Origin of the sequence: Serratia sp. JSRIV004, from assembly GCF_019968705.1 — a bacterium.
GTDB lineage: Bacteria > Pseudomonadota > Gammaproteobacteria > Enterobacterales > Enterobacteriaceae > Chania > Chania fonticola_B.
Map to the genome: position 1 here is coordinate 2,605,952 of NZ_CP074140.1, position 22,583 is coordinate 2,628,534.

Annotated in this window: 24 protein-coding genes; 13 read left to right on the forward strand and 11 right to left on the reverse strand. The window is 53.7% G+C overall.

The genetic code is table 11. The features are described 5' to 3' along the window. The first annotated feature begins 72 nt into the window (after window positions 1–72). Window positions 73–234, forward strand: coding sequence for a hypothetical protein (locus KGP21_RS12455; protein ID WP_059200549.1), 162 nt, complete (start codon window positions 73–75; stop codon window positions 232–234). Between the two features lie 19 nt (window positions 235–253). Here KGP21_RS12455 and KGP21_RS12460 read toward each other — a convergent pair whose 3' ends face one another. Beyond that, window positions 254–1,351 carry an NADH:flavin oxidoreductase/NADH oxidase gene (locus KGP21_RS12460; RefSeq protein ID WP_021804730.1) on the reverse strand — a complete coding sequence of 366 codons (1,098 nt, stop codon included), beginning with the start codon at window positions 1,349–1,351 and terminating at the stop codon, window positions 254–256. A 208-nt stretch (window positions 1,352–1,559) separates the two neighbouring features. Here KGP21_RS12460 and KGP21_RS12465 point away from each other — a divergent pair, with 208 nt between their 5' ends. Beyond that, window positions 1,560–2,612 (forward strand): rhodanese-related sulfurtransferase, encoded by a 1,053-nt coding sequence (locus tag KGP21_RS12465; protein WP_021804729.1) that lies wholly within the window; start codon window positions 1,560–1,562, stop codon window positions 2,610–2,612. A 71-nt stretch (window positions 2,613–2,683) separates the two neighbouring features. Here the strand turns inward: KGP21_RS12465 and KGP21_RS12470 are convergent, their stop codons facing one another. Then, the gene (locus KGP21_RS12470) at window positions 2,684–3,262 is read right to left on the reverse strand and encodes a YceI family protein (RefSeq protein WP_021804728.1); all 579 of its coding nucleotides are present in this window, start codon (window positions 3,260–3,262) and stop codon (window positions 2,684–2,686) included. A gap of 26 nt (window positions 3,263–3,288) precedes the next feature. Continuing rightward, complete coding sequence (locus KGP21_RS12475; RefSeq protein ID WP_223538371.1) at window positions 3,289–3,843, reverse strand: cytochrome b; 555 nt, start codon at window positions 3,841–3,843, stop codon at window positions 3,289–3,291. A gap of 427 nt (window positions 3,844–4,270) precedes the next feature. Here KGP21_RS12475 and KGP21_RS12480 point away from each other — a divergent pair, with 427 nt between their 5' ends. Next, on the forward strand, window positions 4,271–5,329 hold the full coding sequence (locus KGP21_RS12480; protein ID WP_021804726.1) for an AI-2E family transporter: 1,059 nt from the start codon (window positions 4,271–4,273) through the stop codon (window positions 5,327–5,329). Between the two features lie 3 nt (window positions 5,330–5,332). On the opposite strand, the gene KGP21_RS12485 is transcribed toward KGP21_RS12480, so the two are convergent. From KGP21_RS12485 to rne, 7 genes are all read right to left on the reverse strand, one after another. Next, on the reverse strand, window positions 5,333–5,974 hold the full coding sequence (locus KGP21_RS12485; RefSeq protein ID WP_037374869.1) for a LuxR C-terminal-related transcriptional regulator: 642 nt from the start codon (window positions 5,972–5,974) through the stop codon (window positions 5,333–5,335). 214 nt (window positions 5,975–6,188) lie between these two features. Further along, the gene (gene solA / locus KGP21_RS12490) at window positions 6,189–7,301 is read right to left on the reverse strand and encodes an N-methyl-L-tryptophan oxidase (RefSeq protein WP_166734775.1); all 1,113 of its coding nucleotides are present in this window, start codon (window positions 7,299–7,301) and stop codon (window positions 6,189–6,191) included. A 145-nt stretch (window positions 7,302–7,446) separates the two neighbouring features. Further along, entirely contained in the window at window positions 7,447–7,701 is a 255-nt protein-coding gene (gene bssS, locus KGP21_RS12495) for a biofilm formation regulator BssS (RefSeq protein ID WP_024485935.1), read from the reverse strand. A gap of 241 nt (window positions 7,702–7,942) precedes the next feature. Continuing rightward, window positions 7,943–8,221, reverse strand: a complete 279-nt coding sequence (locus KGP21_RS12500) for a hypothetical protein (RefSeq protein ID WP_021178316.1) — start codon at window positions 8,219–8,221, stop codon at window positions 7,943–7,945. A gap of 134 nt (window positions 8,222–8,355) precedes the next feature. Then, window positions 8,356–8,595, reverse strand: coding sequence for a DNA damage-inducible protein I (gene dinI / locus KGP21_RS12505; protein ID WP_021178315.1), 240 nt, complete (start codon window positions 8,593–8,595; stop codon window positions 8,356–8,358). 74 nt (window positions 8,596–8,669) lie between these two features. Then, the gene (gene pyrC / locus KGP21_RS12510) at window positions 8,670–9,719 is read right to left on the reverse strand and encodes a dihydroorotase (protein ID WP_223538372.1); all 1,050 of its coding nucleotides are present in this window, start codon (window positions 9,717–9,719) and stop codon (window positions 8,670–8,672) included. A gap of 251 nt (window positions 9,720–9,970) precedes the next feature. After that, the gene (gene rne / locus KGP21_RS12515; RefSeq protein ID WP_223538374.1) at window positions 9,971–13,285 is read right to left on the reverse strand and encodes a ribonuclease E; all 3,315 of its coding nucleotides are present in this window, start codon (window positions 13,283–13,285) and stop codon (window positions 9,971–9,973) included. Between the two features lie 553 nt (window positions 13,286–13,838). On the opposite strand from rne, the gene rluC reads away from it, so the two are divergent. Continuing rightward, window positions 13,839–14,807 carry a 23S rRNA pseudouridine(955/2504/2580) synthase RluC gene (gene rluC / locus KGP21_RS12520; protein ID WP_021178312.1) on the forward strand — a complete coding sequence of 323 codons (969 nt, stop codon included), beginning with the start codon at window positions 13,839–13,841 and terminating at the stop codon, window positions 14,805–14,807. A 2-nt stretch (window positions 14,808–14,809) separates the two neighbouring features. Here the strand turns inward: rluC and KGP21_RS12525 are convergent, their stop codons facing one another. Then, a complete protein-coding gene (locus tag KGP21_RS12525; RefSeq protein WP_059200556.1) occupies window positions 14,810–15,391 on the reverse strand; it encodes a nucleoside triphosphate pyrophosphatase in 582 nt (193 codons plus the stop codon). Between the two features lie 141 nt (window positions 15,392–15,532). Here KGP21_RS12525 and yceD point away from each other — a divergent pair, with 141 nt between their 5' ends. The 9 genes from yceD (at window position 15,533) to pabC (ending at window position 22,573) form a co-directional block, all read left to right on the forward strand. Next, complete coding sequence (gene yceD / locus KGP21_RS12530) at window positions 15,533–16,054, forward strand: 23S rRNA accumulation protein YceD (protein ID WP_024485941.1); 522 nt, start codon at window positions 15,533–15,535, stop codon at window positions 16,052–16,054. Between the two features lie 16 nt (window positions 16,055–16,070). Beyond that, entirely contained in the window at window positions 16,071–16,238 is a 168-nt protein-coding gene (rpmF, locus tag KGP21_RS12535; protein WP_004943042.1) for a 50S ribosomal protein L32, read from the forward strand. Between the two features lie 12 nt (window positions 16,239–16,250). Further along, window positions 16,251–17,285: a phosphate acyltransferase PlsX gene (gene plsX / locus KGP21_RS12540; RefSeq protein WP_071680507.1), complete on the forward strand. Its 1,035-nt coding sequence runs from the start codon at window positions 16,251–16,253 to the stop codon at window positions 17,283–17,285. Between the two features lie 6 nt (window positions 17,286–17,291). Continuing rightward, window positions 17,292–18,245, forward strand: a complete 954-nt coding sequence (locus KGP21_RS12545; protein ID WP_179248035.1) for a beta-ketoacyl-ACP synthase III — start codon at window positions 17,292–17,294, stop codon at window positions 18,243–18,245. Window positions 18,246–18,263: 18 nt separating this feature from the next. After that, on the forward strand, window positions 18,264–19,193 hold the full coding sequence (gene fabD / locus KGP21_RS12550; protein WP_021804717.1) for an ACP S-malonyltransferase: 930 nt from the start codon (window positions 18,264–18,266) through the stop codon (window positions 19,191–19,193). Between the two features lie 12 nt (window positions 19,194–19,205). Further along, the gene (gene fabG, locus KGP21_RS12555) at window positions 19,206–19,940 is read left to right on the forward strand and encodes a 3-oxoacyl-ACP reductase FabG (protein WP_021178306.1); all 735 of its coding nucleotides are present in this window, start codon (window positions 19,206–19,208) and stop codon (window positions 19,938–19,940) included. 154 nt (window positions 19,941–20,094) lie between these two features. Next, window positions 20,095–20,331 (forward strand): acyl carrier protein, encoded by a 237-nt coding sequence (gene acpP / locus KGP21_RS12560; RefSeq protein WP_004719003.1) that lies wholly within the window; start codon window positions 20,095–20,097, stop codon window positions 20,329–20,331. A gap of 81 nt (window positions 20,332–20,412) precedes the next feature. Then, entirely contained in the window at window positions 20,413–21,654 is a 1,242-nt protein-coding gene (gene fabF, locus KGP21_RS12565; RefSeq protein ID WP_024485943.1) for a beta-ketoacyl-ACP synthase II, read from the forward strand. A 121-nt stretch (window positions 21,655–21,775) separates the two neighbouring features. Further along, on the forward strand, window positions 21,776–22,573 hold the full coding sequence (gene pabC / locus KGP21_RS12570; RefSeq protein WP_209527579.1) for an aminodeoxychorismate lyase: 798 nt from the start codon (window positions 21,776–21,778) through the stop codon (window positions 22,571–22,573). Window positions 22,574–22,583 lie beyond the last annotated feature (10 nt).

Consider the following 22,583-nt stretch of genomic DNA (forward strand, 5'->3'; position numbering starts at 1 on the left):
TGGCCAAATGAAGTAAGAATCGGCCTATAAGTCAGGCAGTGTTTTATCCGTTTATTGATTCAGGAGGTAACTATGTTGACATCATGGTTAAGCGCTGGGCTATTGGTGATCGGTGGGTTACTTGGCTGTCTTGGTGCCTATATGCAGTACAACCCTTTGCTAGCCGTAGCGGGGGGCGGACTGCTGGCTGGGGCGGTTATTTCTGGGGCAACGGAATGGTCAAGCGGGCGCTAGACACCCGCTTGAGGCCGTTTTAATGGTCTTTGAACAATCCTTTCACCCGGTGTGGTTCTGAGCGCCAATACTGCGGCGGAGCCTGCACTTGGGCCCCCAGTTTGGCGGCTGCGTGCCACGGCCAGCGTGGGTTATAGAGAATACCGCGCGCTAGCGCGACCATATCGGCCTGACCGGTGGCGACGATCGCTTCTGCCTGCTCCGGTTCGGTGATCAACCCCACGGCGATGGTTGGTATCCCTACTTTATGTTTGATGGTTTCGGCAAAGGGGACCTGGTAGTTCGGCCCCACCGGGATTTTTTGCTGCGGCGACAGGCCGCCGCTGGAAATATGAATGTAATCGCAGCCCAATTCCTTTAAAGCGCTGGTCAGCTCAACGGACTGCTGTTCGTTCCAGCCGCCTTCAACCCAGTCACTGGCGGAGATCCGCACGCCAAGCGCTTTGTTGGCGGGGAACACCGCCCGCACCTCGCTGAAAATTTCCAGCAACAATCGCATCCGATTTTGCAGACATCCGCCGTATTGATCGGTGCGCTGATTGGCCAGTGGCGAAAGGAACTGGTGCAACAGGTAACCATGTGCCCCGTGCAGTTCGATCAGATCGAAGCCGAGACGGTCGGCACGCCGTGCCGCTGCAACAAATTGCGCCTTCAACTGCTCAATTTGCTCCAGGCTCATGGCCTGTGGAGCCTCATCCAGAGGGTTAAAGGGCTGGGCAGAGGCAGAGAGCGTTTGCCAACCGCCCTCACTCCTGGCCAACTGGGCTCCACCTTGCCAGGGAAGAGCGCAGGAAGCTTTGCGGCCAGCGTGTCCCAGTTGGATCCCCAAAGGCATGGTGGCGTGTTTTTTCACCGCCTGTACCACGTCGGCAAGTGCCTGTTCGGTAGCGTCGTCCCACAGGCCCAGATCCCCCGGAGAAATACGTCCTTCTGGTGATACCGCAGTGGCTTCCACAATCAGCAAACCCGCCCCGGAAAGAGACAGATGGCCAAGGTGCATCGTATGCCATTCGGTGGCTTTACCGTTGTCGGCAGAGTACTGGCACATGGGGGCGATAATGATACGGTTAGGCAACCGCAGTAGCCCCAGGGTGATCGGAGTAAACAGCTGGCTCATAATTTCCTCATGGTCCGTCAAAATTCGTTGCTACAACTTGCACTAGGCTTATCGGTATTTGCCAATAACGTCAAGCTTTGTGCGGAAATCATTGCCGCCGGGTTAATGCTGTGTTGCAGCCTATTTTCGGGTATGATGTGCGCCGCGCGCGGGCTAACGGCCCGTGGGCACTCAATCAGTCACCTCCCGAAAGACAGGAAAGTACACCATGCCAGTGTTACATAACCGAATTTCTAATGAGGAACTGAAGGCGCGTATGCTGGCCGAAACCGAGCCACGCACCACAGTTTCTTTTTATAAATATTTCACCATTGACGACCCCAAAGCATTTCGCGATAGCCTGTATATTCAGTTCGATAAGCTGAAGGTGTTTGGCCGTATCTACGTGGCCAAAGAGGGCATCAATGCGCAGATCAGCGTGCCGCAGAGTCACTTTGACGCGTTCAAAACCGTGTTGTTTGCTTCGCACCCGGCTCTGGACCAGGTGCGCCTGAATATTGCGCTGGAAGACGATGGCAAATCCTTCTGGGTACTGCGTCTGAAAGTGCGTGAACGTATTGTGGCCGATGGGATTGAAGATGAGACCTTCAACCCTGCCAATGTGGGTGAGTATCTGCAGGCCGATCGCGTTAACCAGATGATCGACGATCCGAATACGGTGTTCGTCGATATGCGCAACCACTATGAGTACGAGGTCGGGCACTTTGAGAAGGCGATCGAAGTGCCTTCCGACACGTTCCGCGATCAGCTACCGATGGCGGTGGAGATGCTACAGGAGCAGAAAGACAAAAATATTGTCATGTACTGTACCGGTGGGATCCGTTGTGAGAAAGCCAGCGCCTATATGCTGCATAATGGCTTCAAAAACGTCTATCACGTGGAAGGCGGTATTATCGAGTATGCCCGCCAGGCGAAGGCGAAGGGGTTGCCACTGAAGTTCATCGGCAAGAACTTTGTGTTTGACGAGCGCATGGGGGAACGTATCTCAGAGGACGTGATCGCCAACTGCCATCAGTGCGGTGCGCCATGTGATACTCACACCAACTGCCTGAACGACGGCTGCCATCTGCTGTTTATCCAGTGCCCAAGCTGTGCCGAGAAGTTTGCTGGCTGCTGCAGCGAGACCTGCCGTGAAGAGCTGAAATTACCGCGTGAAGAACAGCGAGCCCGCCGGGCTGGCCGCGAGAATGGCGTAAAAATCTTCAATAAGTCCAAAGGGCTGTTGCAAACCACCATGCATATCCCAGAACCGAAAGAGTAGGGTGTTGCGCGTAGGATAGAAATAGAAACAAGGGCGCTGAAATTCAGCGCCCTTGTTGTATAAAGAATGTATTACTTCTCGCGAACGCCTTCGACCGAGATGATCAGCTCAACTTCCTGGGAAGCCGGGCCGAGGTCGGTGGTGATGCCAAAGTCTTTCAGCTTGATTTTACCGTTGGCTTCGAAACCGGCGCGGTAACCGCCCCAAGGATCTTTACCTTCGCCGACCAGTTTGGCTGCCAGCGTGACCGGCTTGGTCACGCCGTTCAACGTCAGGTTGCCGACTACGGCATAACCTTCACCGTCTTTTTTCACTTCGGTAGAGGTAAAGGTAGCCTGCTTGTTCTTTTCGACGTTCAAGAAATCGGCGCTGCGCAGGTGTTTGTCACGCTCGGCGTGGTTGGTGTCTACGCTGGCTGTGTTGATGGTTACGTTGACTTTATCGTTAGCAGGGTCTTTTTCATCGAAGGTGAAGCCACCGTCAAAATCTTTGAAAGAGCCATAAATCCAGCTGTAGCCCAGGTGCTGGATGCGGAATTCGATAAAGGCGTGCTGGCCTTGTTTGTCGATTTTATAGTTGGCCGCCAGAGCGGAACCGGCGTTTAACAGCAGGGCACCCGCGGCCAAGCCTAATACGGTTTTCTTCAACATAGCAATATCTCCATAAATCCAAAGGGTTAATCGGTGCTGCGTCCCAGCATCCGTTTCAAAGTCACATCACCATCAATAAAGTGATGTTTAAGCGCGGCCAGGGCGTGCAGTACTGAAAGCACGACGACGGCCCAAGCCAGATAAAGGTGGATAGTCCCGGCGGTGTCGGCCTGCTGTGGCAAATCGGTCACGCTGGCCGGTACGTCAAACCAGCCAAATACGCTGATTGCCTGACCATCGGCGGTCGAGATCAGGTAGCCGCTGATCAGGATGGCGAACAGCACGGTATAAAGTGCGATATGGGCGAGCACGGCACTGATATGCGTAAGACGGCTATAACTTGCCAGGGGCTTGGGCGGCGGCGAGATAAAACGCCAAACCACTCGTACCACCATGACGATAAATAGCAGCGTGCCAATACTTTTGTGGATCTCCGGCGCCTGGTGATACCAAACGTCGTAGTAGCCCAGCGTCACCATCCATAATCCGAGGGCGAACATGCCGTAAACGGTCAGCGCCACCAGCCAGTGGATCAGTACAGAAACGTGACCAAAGCGGTCGGCGGTATTTTTCCAGAGCATCAGTTTTCCTTACAAAACTCATTTACCGACAGCAATACTTAAACTTTAAGAAACATAAATCAATAATAAATTTAACTAAGTAACATCATAAAAATATTAATCAGTAGATTTGTTTGAGTTGTGGCAAGTTGGTCAAAGGAATCGTTGGAGAGGGTGTTTTTTTGGCGATGTTGGGGAAATGCTGGCCAATTGAAATCTATCGACTTTATTCTTCATTGTCAGCTTTTGTCATTTTTCGTAAATACCACCAAAAACCTTGGCAAATAATTGAATAACGACTAGCGACGATTATTTGTTCACCCTGTCGACCAAGATTAATTTAATTCCTTCAGCAACTTGAGGATGATATGCCTGCGACAGCAAGGAATAATTTGCTAACATGTATTTATCAATGGCCTGGCGGGCCTGTATCACACAAGGAACTTTCATGGGCATACCCGAGTTTAATGACCGCAAGCTACGTTTGATCATGATGCTGGCCATGCTGGTGGTGATCCTGGCTGGCATAAAGGCGGCGGCAGATATTGTGGTGCCATTCCTGCTGGCGGTGTTCTTGGCCATCGTGTTAAATCCGCTGGTGCTGCTACTGGAACGCTTTCGGGTGCCCAGAGCGCTGGGGGTGACGCTGTTGGTGGTTGCCATCGTCGTGCTGTTGCTGACCTTGATTGGTATGCTGGGGGCTTCATTAAATGAGTTTGCTCGCTCCTTGCCACAGTATCGAGGCATGATGCTGGAGAAGTTGAGTGAACTGCAATACCAGGCGCAACGCTTCAATCTGGATATTACCTTCTCGGCAGATGCGGTGGTCAAATATGTCGATCCTGGCGCCACCATGAACCTGGTGACCCGCCTGCTAGGGCAACTTTCCGGCGCGATGACCAGCATCTTCCTGTTATTGATGACGGTGGTCTTTATGCTGTTTGAGGTAAAGGTCTTGCCCTTTAAGCTGCAGCAGGCGCTGGATAATCCCACCGAAGGGATGGCCACTATCCGCAGGGCCTTGCAAGGGGTCACGCACTATCTGGTGATCAAGACCGCCATCAGCCTGGCCACAGGTCTGATCGTCTGGGGCTTTTTGAGCTGGGTTGGCGTTCGTTTTGCCTTTATCTGGGGCATGATGGCGTTCATGTTCAACTATGTGCCCAATATTGGTTCGATCATTGCCGCTATTCCGCCGCTGATCCAGGCTTTGCTGTTTAACGGCTTTGCCGATGCGGCCGTGGTGGCTGCGGGTTATATCCTGATCAACCTGATCATCGGTAATATGCTGGAACCGCGGATCATGGGCCGTGGGCTGGGGCTTTCTACGTTGGTGGTGTTTCTTTCCCTGATCTTCTGGGGCTGGCTGATGGGGCCCGTGGGGATGTTGCTTTCGGTCCCCTTGACCATTATCGCGCGCATCACGTTGGAAACCATGGATGGAGGACGCAAGGTGGCCATGCTCCTCGGCGATGGGCGCCAGATAAACGAAATCACGCCGAAATAAGGCTTAAACGGCGGCCCGCAGCTCTAACGAAGCCGAACCCACCGGCTTAAAGGTGGTGGGTTCTGGCGGATAGAAATAACGCAGTATGTTATACAGTGAATAAAATTCAAGCCGGTTACGCACGTTGATTTTCTCGGTGATATGGCGTTTATGCACGTACACCGTATGGGCGCTGATCTGTAATTTTTTGGCGATGCGATAATTCGGCATTTCGGACATCCAATAGCGCATTACCGTCAATTCTTGCGGGCTGAAAAGCGAATGAGCCTCTTCATCCTTCATTAGCTCACTTGGGCTTTTACTTAGCGTTTTTAGCGCAATGGGTAGCACGGTTTTGTTGAATAAAAAAGTATTGCTGGCAATACGCAGCGGGCTTTCACTGTAGGGATAAGGAGCATCCAGATAAATATATACCGTTGCACGCCAGGCCGCCGTGATAAACGCTGAAAGCAGTTGATTGTCTGTTGTGCAGCGGCAGTAGTTGGACAGATTCACCAAAATATGGCTGGGTTTGAAACTGGCCAGTAGAGGAAGCGCGGTGTCGATGTCTGGGCAGCAGTTTACTGACGCAAACACGTTGTCAGTAAAGTGGTTGGCGATCCCAATACGAGTGAAACAGCATTCGTCCACAACGAGTAGTTTCATAGTGACGTCCTTGTTGAAGATACAAAACGGCTAGAGCCTAATTATGTAAAATAGGCCTTACCCGGTTGTGGGATCAATTCGGAAATCCAGTGGCTATAGGAAGATATTTCCGTCCATAGCTTATTTTTCATTAATATCAGTAGGTTGGTGTATTCATATCGCTGGGGTTTTCCCCTGCCGCTGGCCAGAGCGGGGCGAACAGGGGATTGAACGGTCAGAAACGCCGCAGGCTGAAGGGCGTGATATCCAGGGATGAAGGCTTATCTTGCGCAAACAGCGCGGCTATCTCACCCAGTACGCTGGCAAACTTAAATCCGTGGCCACTCAGGCCGGTGATCACCATCAGGCGTTGGCAGCCAGGCAGGGTGTCGATAATAAAGTCTTCATCCGGGCTCATATCATAGCTACAGGCTTCACCGTGCAGACAGACGCCAAGCCCTGGCAGGAAGTGGCGCAGAAAGCCGAATACTTCGGTACCGTCGCTGGCCAGGGAGCCGAACGGCTTGCGCTGATCCGCTGTCTCCATCGGTTGTCCACCATCATGTTTACCGACCTTTAAGCCGTCATTCTCAGAGGGGAAACCGTAGTAGTGGCAGCCGTCTTGCGCTTCAACGGTGAAAGCCGGAAAGCGGTTGTTTTCGCTGTAACGACCATCTGCCTGATACCACGAAAACACCTTACGCACCGGTGAAACAGGAAGCTGTGGTAACAGATTTTTGACCCAGGTTCCCGCGCAGACCACGGCTTTACGCCCTTGGTAGCGCCCCTCTGAAGTCACGACCTCAACCCCCTGATCGATTGGCTCGATGGCGGTTACCGGACAATTAAACAGTTGGGCGCAGCCCGCTTCTCTGGCCAATCTGACGTAGCTGGCAACAATCAGTTCCGAGCGCAGTATCCCTGCATCTGGTTCGAACAGGCCGACATAACCCGCTGGCGCGGTGAACTCTTGCCAGCGTTGTTGGATCTGTTCGGCGCTCAGTAACTCGGTATTGAGGTTAAAGTTTTTGGCACTGCGCTGTGCCGTGGTGACAAATTCACTGTCTTGTGGCCCCAGGGTGAGCACGCCACAGGGATGAAACAGCTTGTCGCCGCTTTTCTGCTCTAATCCATTCCACAGTGCCTGGGCACGCAGCAGAAAAGGCACATATTTTTCGCCCTCGCCGTAAGCATGGCGGATGATACGGGTATCGCCGTGGTGGCTGCCCTGACGATGCGGGGGGAAAGCGCTGTCGATCATTAAGACCTTAAGGCCTGCGGCTGTCGCATAATAGCCTGCAGCAGCCCCAACTGAGCCACTACCCACGATGATCAAGTCATATTCCACGTGCCATGTCCTTTCTTTGATGTGTCGCTGATGGCAGATATGATAAGAGTTTGGCGGCGGTAATGCACCATGAACCGATGCGGGTCGATACAAAAGAAAAGGCGCCGGTTAATTGCCGACGCCTTAGCGGTTGAGGGTGAATGGGTTAATGTTTTCTTCGATCAAGGTCTAAATAATCCGTAGATTCTATCTTGGCGATGCCAGCCTCTAAAATATTGATCAATTGGCGAGCAACGTCTGTGGTTAGCCAAAGAGTCCGATCCACTTGCGCTTCTTCGGCTGTTTGGTCTAGTGAAGACAGGTAATGAAGGCGAATCATCATGGCATCATAAACATCGACGGTACTGATATCCCAGCCAACAAGCGGATGTGTCTGTATTACTTCATCATTTCTGTCCATAAAGACCCCTTATCAAGTAGTGACTAGCTGGAGTTACTAACGAGGATCAATGTGTCTCACCTTCATGGTGAGCTTTTACAGTATACGCATTCAGGATCTGGCGTGGGGTGTTTTCCTGCGGTTTATTGCAAATAAATATTTTTTGCGTAATTAATCGGCTAGCGGAGTGGATAGCTGGGGGTTTTAGGTAAAGGGTTGGGGCAGCTGCATGCTGCGCCCGTGCTTAAGTCATCTAACAATATTACTCTTCGGCGGCAGGAGGAAGTTTCACGTGCGCATGACTTTCCAATTCGGCTGCCAAATGGGCGAAATGCTTTTGCATTTCAGGATCGCGGTTCTGATTTTGTGCTTCCAGTTTCAGGCTGTGGATCAGCAACTGGTTGGCTTTGTCATTCAAGCCAAAAGACAAATAAGAGAAAGCGACCTCGAGTACGCTCAGTCGCCGTTTTTGATCGGCGATCAGGGCCAGCAACTCGCCAAAGGTCATCGCTTCTTCGGGCTTGTCTTTATCAGGAACCATTGTTTATACCTTTGTTGCACCATAAGTTGTCTAATCATTACAGACCACAAGTGCTGTTTCTTCCAGGCAAAACGACGATACGGCAGAAACAAAAAAGCCGGAGAGCGACCCCCGGCAACAACGACATTGCAGAATTATTCTGCACTGAACCAATCGTCGGCACTTTCCCAGGTTTCCTGGAGTATCTCCTCGATCAGGTCTTTATCTGTTTTGGCACCGCCCATGACGGAAAGGCCATTGGCACCGGCATAACGGATCTGGACGGTAGTGTCAGGAAACTGGCGATTGACCCGTTTACTGAATTCGCCGGTCAGGGCTTCGATAGCCCCCGGCGGCAGTGGTTTGGTTTTATCTATAGTGACTTCAACACGCATAATTGCCCCCGGAACTGTCTACTGGATATTTATACAGTCAACTGGCGCCGGAGGCAAGAGCAGAAATAAAATATTTAGCAGTCGGTCACTGACCAGTTAATGGTCTCACCGGCCAGGAAGGGCACCACGGCTTCATTACCCAACGTGATCTCCTCTGGCTGGGCCACCGGCAGGCGTTGCAGCGTGATAAAGTCCTGGTTAACCGGCAAGCCGTAGAAGCGGGGGCCATTCAGCGAGCTGAAGGCTTCCAGGTGCTCCAGCGCGCCTAATTGTTCAAATACGGTGGCATAGGCGGGCATTGCGTTCGGGGCGTTAAATACCCCTGCGCAGCCACAGTTGGTCTCTTTACGGTGTTTGGCATGAGGTGCCGAGTCGGTGCCGAGGAAGAAGCGGTCACAACCGCTGGCAACGGCGCTGCGTAACGCTTCCTGATGGATGTTACGCTTGAGGATTGGCAGGCAGAACAGGTGTGGCCGGATCCCGCCTACCAGCATGTGGTTGCGGTTAAACATCAGGTGCTGTGGCGTAATGGTGGCACCAAGGAAACGATTGCCTTCCTGCACGTACTGAGCGGCTTCCCGGGTAGTGATATGCTCGAATACGATTTTTAATTCCGGGAACTGGCGGCGTACCGGCTCCATCACCTGTTCGATAAAGCGAGCCTCGCGATCGAAGATATCCACGCTGGCATCGGTGACTTCACCATGGATCAGCAGCGGCATACCCATCTTCTGCATCTGCTCAAGCAGGGGATAAATCCCGGTCACATCGCTCACGCCGTGGCTGGAATTGGTGGTGGCATTGGCTGGATAGAGCTTGGCAGCGGTAAACACCCCTTGCTCAAACCCGTTGACCAGCTCTGCCGCAGCGAGGGAATCCGTCAAGTAGCAGGTCATCAACGGCGTGAAGTTATGTTCTGCGGGGAGCGCAGCCAGAATACGTTCACGATAGCTACGTGCCGAGGCAACGGTGGTGATCGGTGGGGCCAGGTTCGGCATCACAATCGCCCGGCCAAACACCTGACTGGTATAGGGCAGAACCGTTTTCAGCATGTCGTCGTCACGCAAATGGATATGCCAGTCGTCAGGGCGGCGGATTTTCAGGGCTTGGGGTTGTGCGGTCATGGTGCAGAGCTCCGGCGGTCAAAAAATCTTAATAAAAGCGAATAAACGGGGGTTATTCACGCCGGGGTGAAAGGATAAGCGGAAAACGGTTTGGATGCATCTGTTAGTTAATGACAAGTTGAAATCAGTTGGCTTAGGCGAACAGAGCAACTTGGGCATTGGGCGTTAACAAACTGAAAAGAAGGGCATGAGTTTTCAGTAGTAAGAAAAAACCCGCCATCTAGGCGGGTTTTTTTATGGCAGGGATTAACTTAGTCGTTAACCGGCTGCGGTTTGGTCGCTGGAGCAGTGGCCTGATTCGCCGCTGCATGGCCGCCAGCAGAACCTTTTCCGTCAAAGTTGAAGGAAGGGCGCTGCCACTCGCTGGTCTTCGCGGCTTCCGGCTTATAATCCGGCGCAGGCGCTTTGGTCATCGGGGCGGTAGCGATATGCTTGTAGAGTGCCGGTTGTGGTTGTGCAACCACTGGGGCCGCTTGCACTGGAGCTGGAGCAGCCTCTGGCTGTGCTGACACGACTTCCGGCTCTGCGGTTACAGTAGCCTCTGCAGGGGCGGCCACAACGGCTTCCACTACAGTTTCTTCCACTACAGGCTCTTGCACTGCGGGCTCAGCGATAACGGGTTCAGCTTGTACCGTGGCATCTGCAACCTTCTCATCCTCAGTTGTTTCACTGACAACGGTTTCATCTACCACAACAGCGGCTGGCTCGGCAGCGACGACAACGGTTTCAACCGGTGCAGTTTCTACCGGGGCTTCAACTACCGGTGCTGCCACCGATTCAGCCACTGCCGGAGCGGTTTCAACGACGCTTGGCGCTTCGTTGACTACAGGCTGAACAGGAGCGGCTTCAACAGCCACCGGTGCAGCAGCAACGGCTACGGTTTCTACCGCCACTGGCGCTTGAGCTTCTTCGTGTTCAACGTAGACGGCGGCTTGTGCCACAGGATAGCTGACCCAAACCTTGCCTGAAGCCATCTCTGGTGAGGCAAACGCCCCGGCCAACGGCATTGGCGACTGGTTCGGATAACGCTCGTCACGATAGCGACGACGGCGCTGACCACTGACGCGCAGATGGCGTGGAGAACGACGAGAACGACGTGGCATGCCGTTTTCACCGTTTCCACGGTTATCAGCTTGCGCGTCATCTTCAGACTGGGCCGCAATGGTCTGTGGCAACAGTTTAACGTTCTCAGCCACTACCGGAGCCTGGCTTTCTTCTACCTTGGCAACTGGCGCTTTAGGCGCTAACAGCTCTTCAGCGGCGCGATGCAGTTCTTCTTCCGCCGACAGGACGCGAACTTTCTGCGTGAGTGGACGGCGTTGACGACGCTGCGTTGGCTGCTGATGACGGTCTTCATCTTCGTCATTGCTATGGCTGGCAACAACGACTTCCGCAGTTTCTGGCACTTTGACGTCTTGCGGAGCCTGGCGCTTTTCTTCCTGACGACGGCGTTGACGCTCGGCACGCTGTTCCCGGCGCTGTTGCTGATCTTCGCGCTGTACCTTGGCTGCTTCTTCAGTCTGCACTTCGGTATTGGCAGCCGCTGGTGCGGTCTGTTGCTGTGCGTTACGGCGGTTGTTGCGGCGCTGGTCGTCACGGTTTTCACGTGGTTCACGCGGCTCGCGATTTTCGCGTGGCTCACGATCACCACGTTCACGGTTGTCACGCCCTTCGCCACGTTCTTTACGCTCGCCACGTTCACCTTTACGGCCAGAACCCTGGCGGCGTTGGCCACGACGATCCTGACGGCGATTGTCGCTGTCTTCTGTTTTCTCAGCTACAACAACCGGCTTAGCTTCAACCACTGGCGTTTCTTCACCGGCGAACAGTGACTTCAAGCCACCAAACAGACGGCTCAATAGGCCAGGTTTGGCTTCAGCAGCAGGGGTTGATGCAACTGCCGGTTTGGCGGCAACGGCAGGCTTGCTAACCACAGGCTCTTCTTCCTGCGGAGGAGCATCCTGTGACAGAGAGAAGGAAGCCAGAGCCGGTTGCTCGCGTTTGCGCTCGACTGGCGCATCATCCTGCGGCTGGGCCATTTCTTCTTCATGCAGCTTCGGCAGCAGGTAGCTCAGGGTTGGTGTTTCTTCACCCTTGCGTACGCGCAGCACGGAGTAATGCGGAGTCTGCATCTGATCGTTTGGCACGATGACCGCTTTCACGCCACCCTGGCGCTTCTCGATCGCGCTGACAGAATCACGTTTTTCGTTCAGCAGGTAGGAAGCAACCTGAACCGGTACGATGGCGTGAACTTCTTTGGTGTTCTCTTTCAGCGCTTCTTCTTCGATCAGGCGCAGAATAGACAGCGCCAGCGATTCGTTATCACGGATGGTGCCGGTACCGGTACAGCGCGGGCACACGTGGTGGCTGGACTCACCCAGTGACGGGCTGAGGCGCTGACGGGACATTTCCAGCAGGCCGAAGCGAGAGATACGGCCAATCTGAATGCGGGCACGATCCTGGCGGACGGCATCGCGCAGACGGTTTTCCACTTCACGCTGGTGACGAACTGGGGTCATATCGATAAAGTCGATAACGATCAGGCCACCCAGGTCGCGCAGGCGCAATTGGCGAGCAATTTCATCTGCGGCTTCCAGGTTGGTATTGAATGCGGTCTCTTCGATGTCGCCACCGCGGGTTGCTCGCGCGGAGTTGATATCGATAGCGGTCAAGGCTTCGGTGGTGTCGATCACGATGGAACCACCGGAAGGTAGACGCACTTCACGTTGGAACGCGGATTCGATCTGCGATTCGATCTGGTAATGGCTGAACAGCGGAATTTCGCCACTGTACAATTTGATCTTGCTGCTGAAGTCCGGGCGGCCCAGGGCAGCGATGTGCTCTTTGGCCAGATCGAGTACCTTCGGGTTGTCGATCAGGATTTCGCCGATGTCCGGACGCAGGTAATCGCGGAATGCTCGCACGATAACGTTGCTTTCCTGGTGGATCAGGAACGGAGCAGGGCGGCCTTCGGCGGCTTTTTTAATCGCTTCCCAGTGCTTGAGGCGGAATGACAGGTCCCATTGCAGAGCGTCGGCAGATTTGCCAACGCCAGCGGTGCGGACAATCAGACCCATGCCGTCTGGCAATTGCAGCGAGGAGAGCGCTTCTTTCAGTTCGGTACGGTCGTCACCTTCGATGCGGCGGGAAATACCACCGGCACGCGGATTGTTCGGCATCAGAACCAGATAGCTACCGGCCAGGCTGATGAAGGTGGTCAAGGCAGCGCCTTTATTACCCCGTTCTTCTTTATCAACCTGAACGATGACTTCCTGGCCTTCACGCAGCACATCTTTGATGTTTGGGCGACCATGGGAAGAGTAATTGCTTGGGAAGTATTCGCGAGCGATTTCTTTTAGCGGAAGGAAACCATGTCGTTCAGCGCCGTAATCAACGAACGCGGCCTCGAGACTAGGTTCAATTCGAGTGATTTTGCCTTTGTAAATATTCGCTTTTTTCTGCTCATGGCCAGGGCTTTCAATATCCAGATCGTACAGCCGCTGTCCATCTACAAGGGCAACACGCAACTCTTCCTGCTGAGTTGCGTTAATCAACATTCTTTTCATCTTAACTTACTCGTTTTTTTTACATTATCGACAAAGCTGCGGGCAAAATAACCTCATGGCCAGGTTAAAACCGAAAACCCCGTGTCTTCTCGCAAAGCCGTCAACCTCACGGTTGTCGCCTGCATAGGGGCGCATTATCTCGGTAAGCCTGTATTTCTTTGTGAAACACAGCGCTTTTGACTCAGGGAATAGCCTCTGATGTATGTTGACAGATCTGATTCCATTTGCCGGCCAAGCTGCAACCCGCAGCCCGCTAATTGTTTGATTTCACATTACGTCTTACGCCATTGCTGCGTTTTTGTGCAACCAGACAAACTGTATAATTCCGCAATTCTCCTCGTTTCAAGGGGATCGGCACGGAAAGTTACAGCATTATTCCATTGCAAGTACCTTTATAGCAAGGTGACTTTGCGCTAACTGTGGCGGAAACCGCAAACGATCAACCTGGCTTGCTGCCTTATTGTTCGCTGGCGTTTCTTTCACAGTCTGAGAGACAGTTAAGCACATAAAAAGAGGTGGCGCTATTGACGCGCTCTATTTAGAATCCCGCCCCATGAAAACGAACATTCCCGCAGTACAATTAGTGACGATTTCTGACGATGAAGCCGGTCAGAGAATCGACAATTTTTTGCTTGCCCGCCTGAAAGGCGTGCCGAAGAGCATGATTTATCGCATCGTGCGCAAAGGCGAGGTGCGGGTCAATAAAGGCCGCATCAAGGCTGAATATAAACTGGCGGCGGGCGACGTGGTGCGCATTCCTCCGGTTCGGGTCGCCGAGCGTGAAGATGCGCCGGTTTCTGCCAAGCTGGATAAAGTTGCTGCCCTGGCGGATTGCATCCTTTATGAGGACGATCACCTGTTGCTACTCAACAAACCTTCGGGAACGGCGGTGCATGGCGGCAGTGGCCTGAGTTTTGGCGTGATCGAAGGATTGCGGGCATTACGTCCGGAAGCACGTTTTCTGGAGCTGGTGCACCGTCTGGATCGCGACACCTCCGGCGTGTTGATGGTGGCCAAGAAGCGTTCGGCGCTGCGTTCGCTGCACGAGCAGTTGCGCCTCAAGGGGATGCAGAAGGATTATCTGGCGTTGGTGCGCGGCGAGTGGCAGTCGCACTGCAAAGCGGTGCAGGCACCGTTGCTGAAGAATATTTTGCAGAGCGGGGAGCGCATTGTCCGCGTCAACAGCGAAGGCAAACCTTCGGAGACCCGCTTCAAGATCGAAGAGCGCTTTGAACATGCCACGCTGGTGAAGGCCAGCCCGATCACCGGGCGTACCCACCAGATTCGTGTGCATACCTTGCATGCTGGGCATCCGATCGCCTTTGATGACCGTTATGGTGACCGGGAGTTCGATCGCCAATTGGCGGGCACCGGCCTGAAACGCCTGTTCCTGCATGCGGCAGCGCTGCGCTTTGAACATCCTGCCACCGGCGAAACGATGCGCATCGAAGCGCCGATGGATGACGAACTGCGTCATTGCCTGCAGGTATTGCGCCAACGGACCGCTGCAGCCAAAAAATAAGCTTATACCAGCGGGTTGACCCCTTCAGCCCGCAACATTTCCAACAATGCGATCAGCGGTAGACCAATCAACGCATTCGGGTCGCGGCCCTCCAGCTTCTCAAACAGCGCAATCCCCAAACCTTCACTCTTGAAGCTGCCTGCGCAGTTGAGCGGCTGTTCCAGGCGTACATAGGTTTCGATTTCCACTTCGCTCAAGGCCCGGAAATGAACGTGGAAAGGTTCACACATCACCTGTAGGCGTTGGCTACGGCTATTATAGAGCGCCAAACCGGTATAGAAGGTCACCAGTTTGCCGCTGGCCTTACGCAACTGCTGGCGAGCGTTCTCTTCGCTATGGGGCTTACCGGTGATTTCTCCGGCGATCACGCAGACCTGGTCGGAACCGATAATCAGATAATCAGGATAGGCCATAGCCAGCGCCTGAGCCTTGGCCGCCGCCAGGCGCAGCACCAAAGCCTCGGCACTTTCACCGGGCAGCGGTGTTTCATCGGTTTGCGGTGCTGCACAAATAAAGGGCAGGTGCAGTTTCTCCAACAGTTGCTGGCGGTAGACTGACGTTGAGGCGAGTAAGAGTCTTTGCATAATTTTTTCCACAAACCATAGCGTAAATATGTCGCTCATCTTAAACTGTCGGCCGCTCTGGAAGCGAATATTGGTGAAAGGTGCCGTTTTAGGGCCTTTTTCTTTGACTCTATGACGTTACAAAGTTAATATGCGCGCCCTATGCAAAAGGTAAAATTACCCTTGACCATTGATGCGGTACGTACCGCTCAGAAACGCCTGGACTATGTTGGTTCCTATGCGCCTGAGCTGGTTACACGTGTTGCCGACTCCGTGGTCAGTGTGGACAGTGATGTCGAAGTGCAGTTGTCATTTGATATTGATAACCAGCGCCTCGCGGTGATAACAGGGCATGCGGACGTCGCGGTAACGCTGATGTGCCAACGCTGTGGTGTCCCGTTTGCGCATCAGGTCCACACAACATATTGTTTTAGCCCGGTCGTCAATGATGAGCAGGCTGAGGCATTACCGGAAGCGTACGAACCGATCGAAGTTGACGAGTTTGGCGAAGTCGATCTGTTGGCAATGATTGAAGATGAAATTATTCTTTCACTGCCTGTCGTTCCGGTACATGAATCTGAACACTGTGAAGTGTCCGAAGCGGACATGGTGTTTGGCAAACTGCCTCCTGAGGCGGAGAAACCAAATCCATTTGCCGTATTAGCCAGTTTAAAGCGTAAGTAATCGAGGAGTAAGGTCCATGGCCGTACAACAAAATAAACCAACCCGTTCCAAACGTGGCATGCGTCGTTCACACGATGCCCTGACCACCACCACCTTGTCTGTAGATGCGACTTCCGGTGAAACTCATCGTCGTCACCACATCACTGCCGACGGTTTCTACCGCGGTCGCAAGGTTATCGGCTAAGTCAGCGATACTTTGACTCGTCTAACCCTGGCGTTAGATGCAATGGGCGGGGATTTCGGTCCCTGCGTCACAGTGCCTGCTTCATTGCAGGCACTGGCCTCTAATTTACAGCTTCATCTCCTGTTAGTCGGCGATCCCGACGTCATCTCCCCGTTACTTGCCAAAGCCGATCCGTCTGTCCTGGAACGCTTGCAAGTCGTACCTGCCGAATCGGTTATTGCCGGTGACGCGAAGCCTTCACAAGCGATCCGGGCCAGCCGAGGTACCTCTATGCGCATTGCGCTGGAGTTGATTAAAAGCGGTGAGGCGCAGGCTTGTGTCAGTGCAGGGAATACCGGGGCGTTGATGGGGCTGGCCAAGCTGCTGATCAAACCGTTGGACGGCATTGAACGCCCGGCGTTGATGACCGTGATACCTAACCAACAGCGCGGTAAAACCGTGGTGCTGGATCTGGGGGCCAACGTAGAATGCGACAGCACGATGCTGGTGCAGTTCGCGGTCATGGGAGCAGTGATGGCGGAAGAGGTATTGGGTATCGCGCAGCCACGTGTGGCACTGCTCAATATCGGCGAAGAAGAAACCAAAGGACTGGATAATATCCGCGAAGCCTCCGCCGTACTTAAAAAAACGCAGGCAATCAACTATATTGGTTATCTGGAAGGCAACGACCTGCTCACCGGTAAAACCGATGTGATGGTCTGCGACGGCTTTGTCGGCAACGTCACTCTGAAAACCATGGAAGGTGTGATAAGACTGTTCTTGTCGCTACTCAAGTCATCCTCCGATGGGGGAAAACAGGCGTGGTGGTTAAAATTGTTGGGTCGTTGGTTACAAAAAAGGGTGGCAAGGCGTTTTGGTCATCTGAACCCCGACCAGTATAATGGTGCATGTCTGTTAGGATTGCGGGGAACCGTGATCAAGAGCCACGGCGCTGCAAACCAAAACGCGTTTGCGGTGGCAATCGAACAGGCTGTACAGGCGGTGCAGCGGCAAGTTCCGGACAGGATTGCTGCGCGCCTTGAAGCTGTATTACCCAAGAGTGACTGATCGTTCATGTATACAAAGATTCTCGGTACGGGGAGTTACTTACCCGCACAAGTGCGCACCAACGCTGACTTAGAAAAAATGGTGGATACGTCTGACGAGTGGATCGTGACTCGCACCGGTATTCGTGAACGTCGTATCGCTGCCCCGGATGAAACCGTGGCAACCATGAGCTTCCATGCCGCGTCTCACGCGCTGGAAATGGCGGGTGTGGCTAAAGAAGATATCGGCCTGATCGTGGTGGCGACCACCACCTCAAGCCATGCGTTCCCAAGTTCTGCCTGCCAGGTGCAGCAGATGCTGGGTATTCAGGACTGCGCGGCGTTTGACATCGCGGCGGCCTGTGCTGGCTTTACCTACGCCTTGAGCGTGGCCGATCAGTACGTCAAGAACGGCGCGGTAAAACATGCGCTGGTGATCGGCTCAGATGTGCTGTCGCGCACGCTCGATCCTGAAGATCGCGGCACGATCATCCTGTTTGGCGACGGTGCGGGCGCGGTAGTGCTGGGGGCTTCTGAGGAGCAGGGCATTATCTCCACCCACCTGCATGCCGATGGTCGCTATGGCAATCTGCTGGCGCTGCCGAATAAAGATCGTCAGAACCCGGATCAGCCTGCTTACGTCACCATGGCGGGTAATGAAGTGTTTAAAGTGGCAGTCACCGAACTGGCACATATCGTTGATGAAACGCTGAAGGCCAACGATCTTGACCGCAGTGAACTGGATTGGCTGGTTCCGCATCAGGCCAACCTGCGCATCATCAGCGCAACGGCAAAAAAACTGGGTATGGGGATGGAGAAAGTGGTAGTGACGCTCGATCGTCACGGAAACACTTCTGCCGCTTCGGTACCTGCGGCGCTCGACGAAGCCGTACGCGACGGGCGCATCCAGCGTGGTCAGTTGGTGTTGCTGGAAGCATTCGGCGGTGGCTTTACCTGGGGCTCGGCGCTGGTTCGTTTTTGATTCAACAGGAATAAAAAAATGACGCAAACTGCTTTTGTTTTTCCAGGCCAGGGTTCACAAACCGTTGGCATGTTGGCCGATTTGGCCGCACAGTTTCCCATTGTGGAACAAACTTTTAGCGACGCTTCAGCGGCTTTGGGTTACGATCTGTGGCAGTTGGTGCAGACTGGCCCGGCAGAAGAGCTGAATAAAACCTGGCAGACACAGCCAGCGTTGTTGGCGGCCTCCGTTGCCATCTTCCGTGTCTGGCAGCAGCAGGGCGGTAACATGCCTGTGATGATGGCCGGCCACAGCCTGGGTGAATACTCGGCGCTGGTGTGTGCCGGTGTGCTGGATTTTGCTGCGGCTATCCGTTTGGTCGAGTTGCGCGGCAAGCTGATGCAGGAAGCGGTACCGGAAGGTACCGGTGCCATGTACGCTATCATCGGTCTGGATAATGCCTCGATTGCCAAAGCCTGTGAGGAATCTGCTCAAGGCCAGGTAGTTTCACCGGTGAACTTCAACTCTCCGGGGCAGGTCGTTATCGCGGGCAACAAAGAAGCGGTTGAGCGTGCAGGTGCAGCTTGCAAGGCGGCCGGTGCCAAACGTGCGCTGCCGTTGCCGGTGAGCGTGCCTTCGCACTGCGCACTGATGAAACCGGCTGCCGATAAGCTGGCTGTAGCGCTGCAAGACATCACCTTCAACGCGCCGCTGGTTCCGGTAGTCAATAACGTTGATGTACGCGCAGAAACCGCGCCAGAAGCAATCCGCAGTGCGTTGGTTCGCCAGCTGTACAGCCCGGTGCGCTGGACGGAAAGCGTAGAATTTATGGCGGCAGAGGGGGTGACTCTGCTGCTGGAAGTGGGCCCAGGCAAAGTGCTGACCGGCCTGACCAAACGCATTGTCGACACTTTGACGGCGGCAGCGGTTAACGATACTGCCAGCCTGTCTGCGGCGTTGGAACAGTAAAAGAGGATAACCATGAGCTTCGAAGGGAAAATTGTCCTGGTCACCGGCGCAAGCCGCGGTATTGGCCGGGCTATTGCAGAGTTGTTTGTTGCACGTGGCGCCAAGGTTATCGGCACCGCTACCAGCGAGAGCGGTGCTGAAGCCATCAGCAGCTATCTGGGTGAGAACGGCAAAGGCTATATGCTGAACGTGGTTGATGCTCAATCTATCGACAACGTTTTGACCTCGATTCGTGCAGAATTTGGCGAAATCGACATTTTAGTGAATAATGCCGGGATTACGCGTGATAACCTGCTGATGCGAATGAAGGATGAGGAGTGGCAGGATATCCTGGACACCAATCTGACTTCCGTATTCCGTCTGTCAAAAGCGGTAATGCGAGCTATGATGAAAAAGCGGTTTGGCCGTATCATCTCTATCGGTTCCGTTGTTGGCACCATGGGGAATGCAGGGCAGGCTAACTACGCGGCGGCTAAAGCCGGTCTGATTGGTTTTAGTAAGTCTTTGGCACGTGAGATCGCTTCACGTGGCATTACGGTCAACGTCGTGGCTCCTGGCTTTATTGAGACGGACATGACACGGGCGTTGACAGAAGATCAACGCGCAGGCATTTTGACTCAGGTTCCGGCTAGCCGGCTTGGGGAAGCTAAAGAAATCGCCAGCGCTGTTGCATTTTTAGCCTCTGACGAGGCCAGCTACATCACCGGTGAAACGTTACATGTCAATGGCGGCATGTATATGATTTAAAAAATGCGAAAACTATTTGCGTTATTTGAGGTAAAAACCGCAAAATAGCGTAAAATCGTGGTTTGACCAGCCGGGATTTAGTTGCATCTTTTTCAACATTTTATACACTACGAAAACCATCGCGAAAGCGAGTTTTGATAGGAAATTTAAGAGTATGAGCACTATCGAAGAACGCGTTAAGAAAATCATTGTTGAGCAACTGGGTGTTAAGCAGGAAGAAGTATTGAACAACGCTTCTTTCGTTGAAGACCTGGGCGCTGATTCTCTTGACACCGTTGAGCTGGTAATGGCTCTGGAAGAAGAATTCGACACCGAAATTCCAGACGAAGAAGCTGAGAAAATCACTACTGTGCAAGCAGCTATTGATTTCATCAACGCTAGCCAGCAGTAAGCGAACATATCTAGGCGGTCACTCGACCGCCTAAGTTTTTTCTATCCCTAGCGTCATATTTTCCCTCCTTGGAGGACAAACGTGTCTAAGCGTCGAGTAGTTGTGACCGGACTGGGCATGTTGTCTCCTGTCGGCAATACGGTAGAGTCCACATGGAATGCTCTTCTTGCCGGTCAGAGTGGCATCAGCCTGATCGACCATTTCGATACTACTGCCTATGCAACGCGCTTTGCTGGCTTGGTAAAGAATTTTAACTGTGAAGATTTCATCTCGCGCAAAGATGCGCGCAAGATGGATGCCTTCATTCAATACGGCATCGTCGCCGGCATGCAAGCCATGCAGGATGCGGGGCTGGATATCAACGAGGCGAACGCCAATCGTATTGGTGCCGCTATCGGCTCTGGTATCGGCGGCCTGGGGTTGATTGAAGAGAACCATAGCTCACTGGTTAACGGTGGCCCACGGAAAATCAGTCCGTTTTTTGTGCCTTCGACCATTGTGAACATGATTGCCGGTCACCTGACCATTATGTACGGCATGCGTGGCCCAAGTATTTCCATCGCTACTGCCTGTACCTCAGGTGTCCATAACATTGGCCATGCCGCACGTATCATTGCTTACAATGATGCCGATGTGATGCTGGCCGGTGGCGCAGAAAAAGCCAGTACCCCTCTGGGTGTCGGCGGCTTTGGGGCGGCTCGTGCGCTCTCAACCCGCAATGACAACCCACAGGCCGCAAGCCGCCCCTGGGATAAAGACCGTGATGGTTTTGTCCTGGGCGATGGTGCGGGGATGATGGTGCTGGAAGAGTACGAACACGCAAAACAACGCGGTGCGAAAATTTACGCCGAAATTGTCGGGTTTGGTATGAGCAGCGATGCCTACCACATGACATCACCACCGGAAAACGGTGCTGGTGCCGCCTTGGCGATGGAAAACGCACTGCGTGATGCAGGTGTGACAACGTCACAGATTGGTTATATCAACGCGCATGGCACCTCGACGCCGGCCGGTGATAAGGCAGAAACCCAAGCGGTGAAATCCGTATTTGGCAGCGATGCCAACCGGGTGATGGTCAGCTCCACCAAATCGATGACCGGCCACCTGCTGGGGGCCGCTGGGGCGATTGAGTCGATCTTTACCGTGTTGGCTCTGCGCGATCAGGCGGTTCCACCTACCATCAATCTGGATAATCCGGATGAGGGTTGCGATCTGGATTTCGTACCACACGAAGCGCGCCAGACCAAAGATATGGAGTTCACGCTGTGTAACTCCTTCGGCTTCGGTGGCACTAATGGTTCGCTGATTTTCCGTCGCGTATAATTATTGCCAACTTAAGTTGATAAAGGCCCGGTGCATTTTGACCGGGCTTTTTTTATGGCTCCAGGCCGTTTATCGTAGTATGCGCCTGTTATGCTGTAGTGATAACACAGTGAGGAAACGCATGTACTGGATCAATGGACAACAACATGACGCCCTGGCAGCCAGCGATCGCGGTTTGCAGTTTGGCGACGGCTGCTTTACCACCGCCAGAGTAGTGGATGGCAACATCGATCTTTTCCCTTGGCATCTTGAGCGCATGCAGCAGGCGGCACAGAAGTTGCTGCTGCCTGCAGTGGACTGGGCGGCATTGGAACTTGAGATGCGCCATGCGGCAGGCTCTCTGTCCCTTGGCGTGGTCAAAGCGATACTGACCAGAGGCAGCGGCGGACGAGGTTACAGCCCGCGCGGCTGCGCTGCTCCTACACGGATCGTTTCACGCAGCACCTATCCCGCTCATTACCTGTCATGGCGTGAGGAAGGGATCAGCCTGACGCTCAGCCCGGTAGCGCTAGGGCGTAATCCATTGCTGGCTGGCCTGAAACACCTTAACCGCCTGGAGCAGGTGTTGATCCGCGCACATCTTGACCAGGCCGATGCCGATGAGGCGCTGGTGCTTGACACTGCGGGTATGCTGGTGGAATGCTGTGCGGCTAATTTGTTCTGGCGTAAAGGAAAAAGCGTCTTTACGCCAAATCTGGATCAGGCCGGTGTCGCCGGTGTGATGCGCCGCCGCGTGATTGAACTTCTGGCGGGCAGCGAGTATCTACTGCATTACGTCAGTGAACCGCTGGAGACGCTGGCCGATGCGGAGGAAGTGCTGATATGCAACGCGCTGATGCCGTTGCTGCCGGTGAATAGGGCACAATCATGGCGCTACCCTTCGCGCCAACTGTATGATTTTTTGCGACCACACTGTTAATGATGGCTGA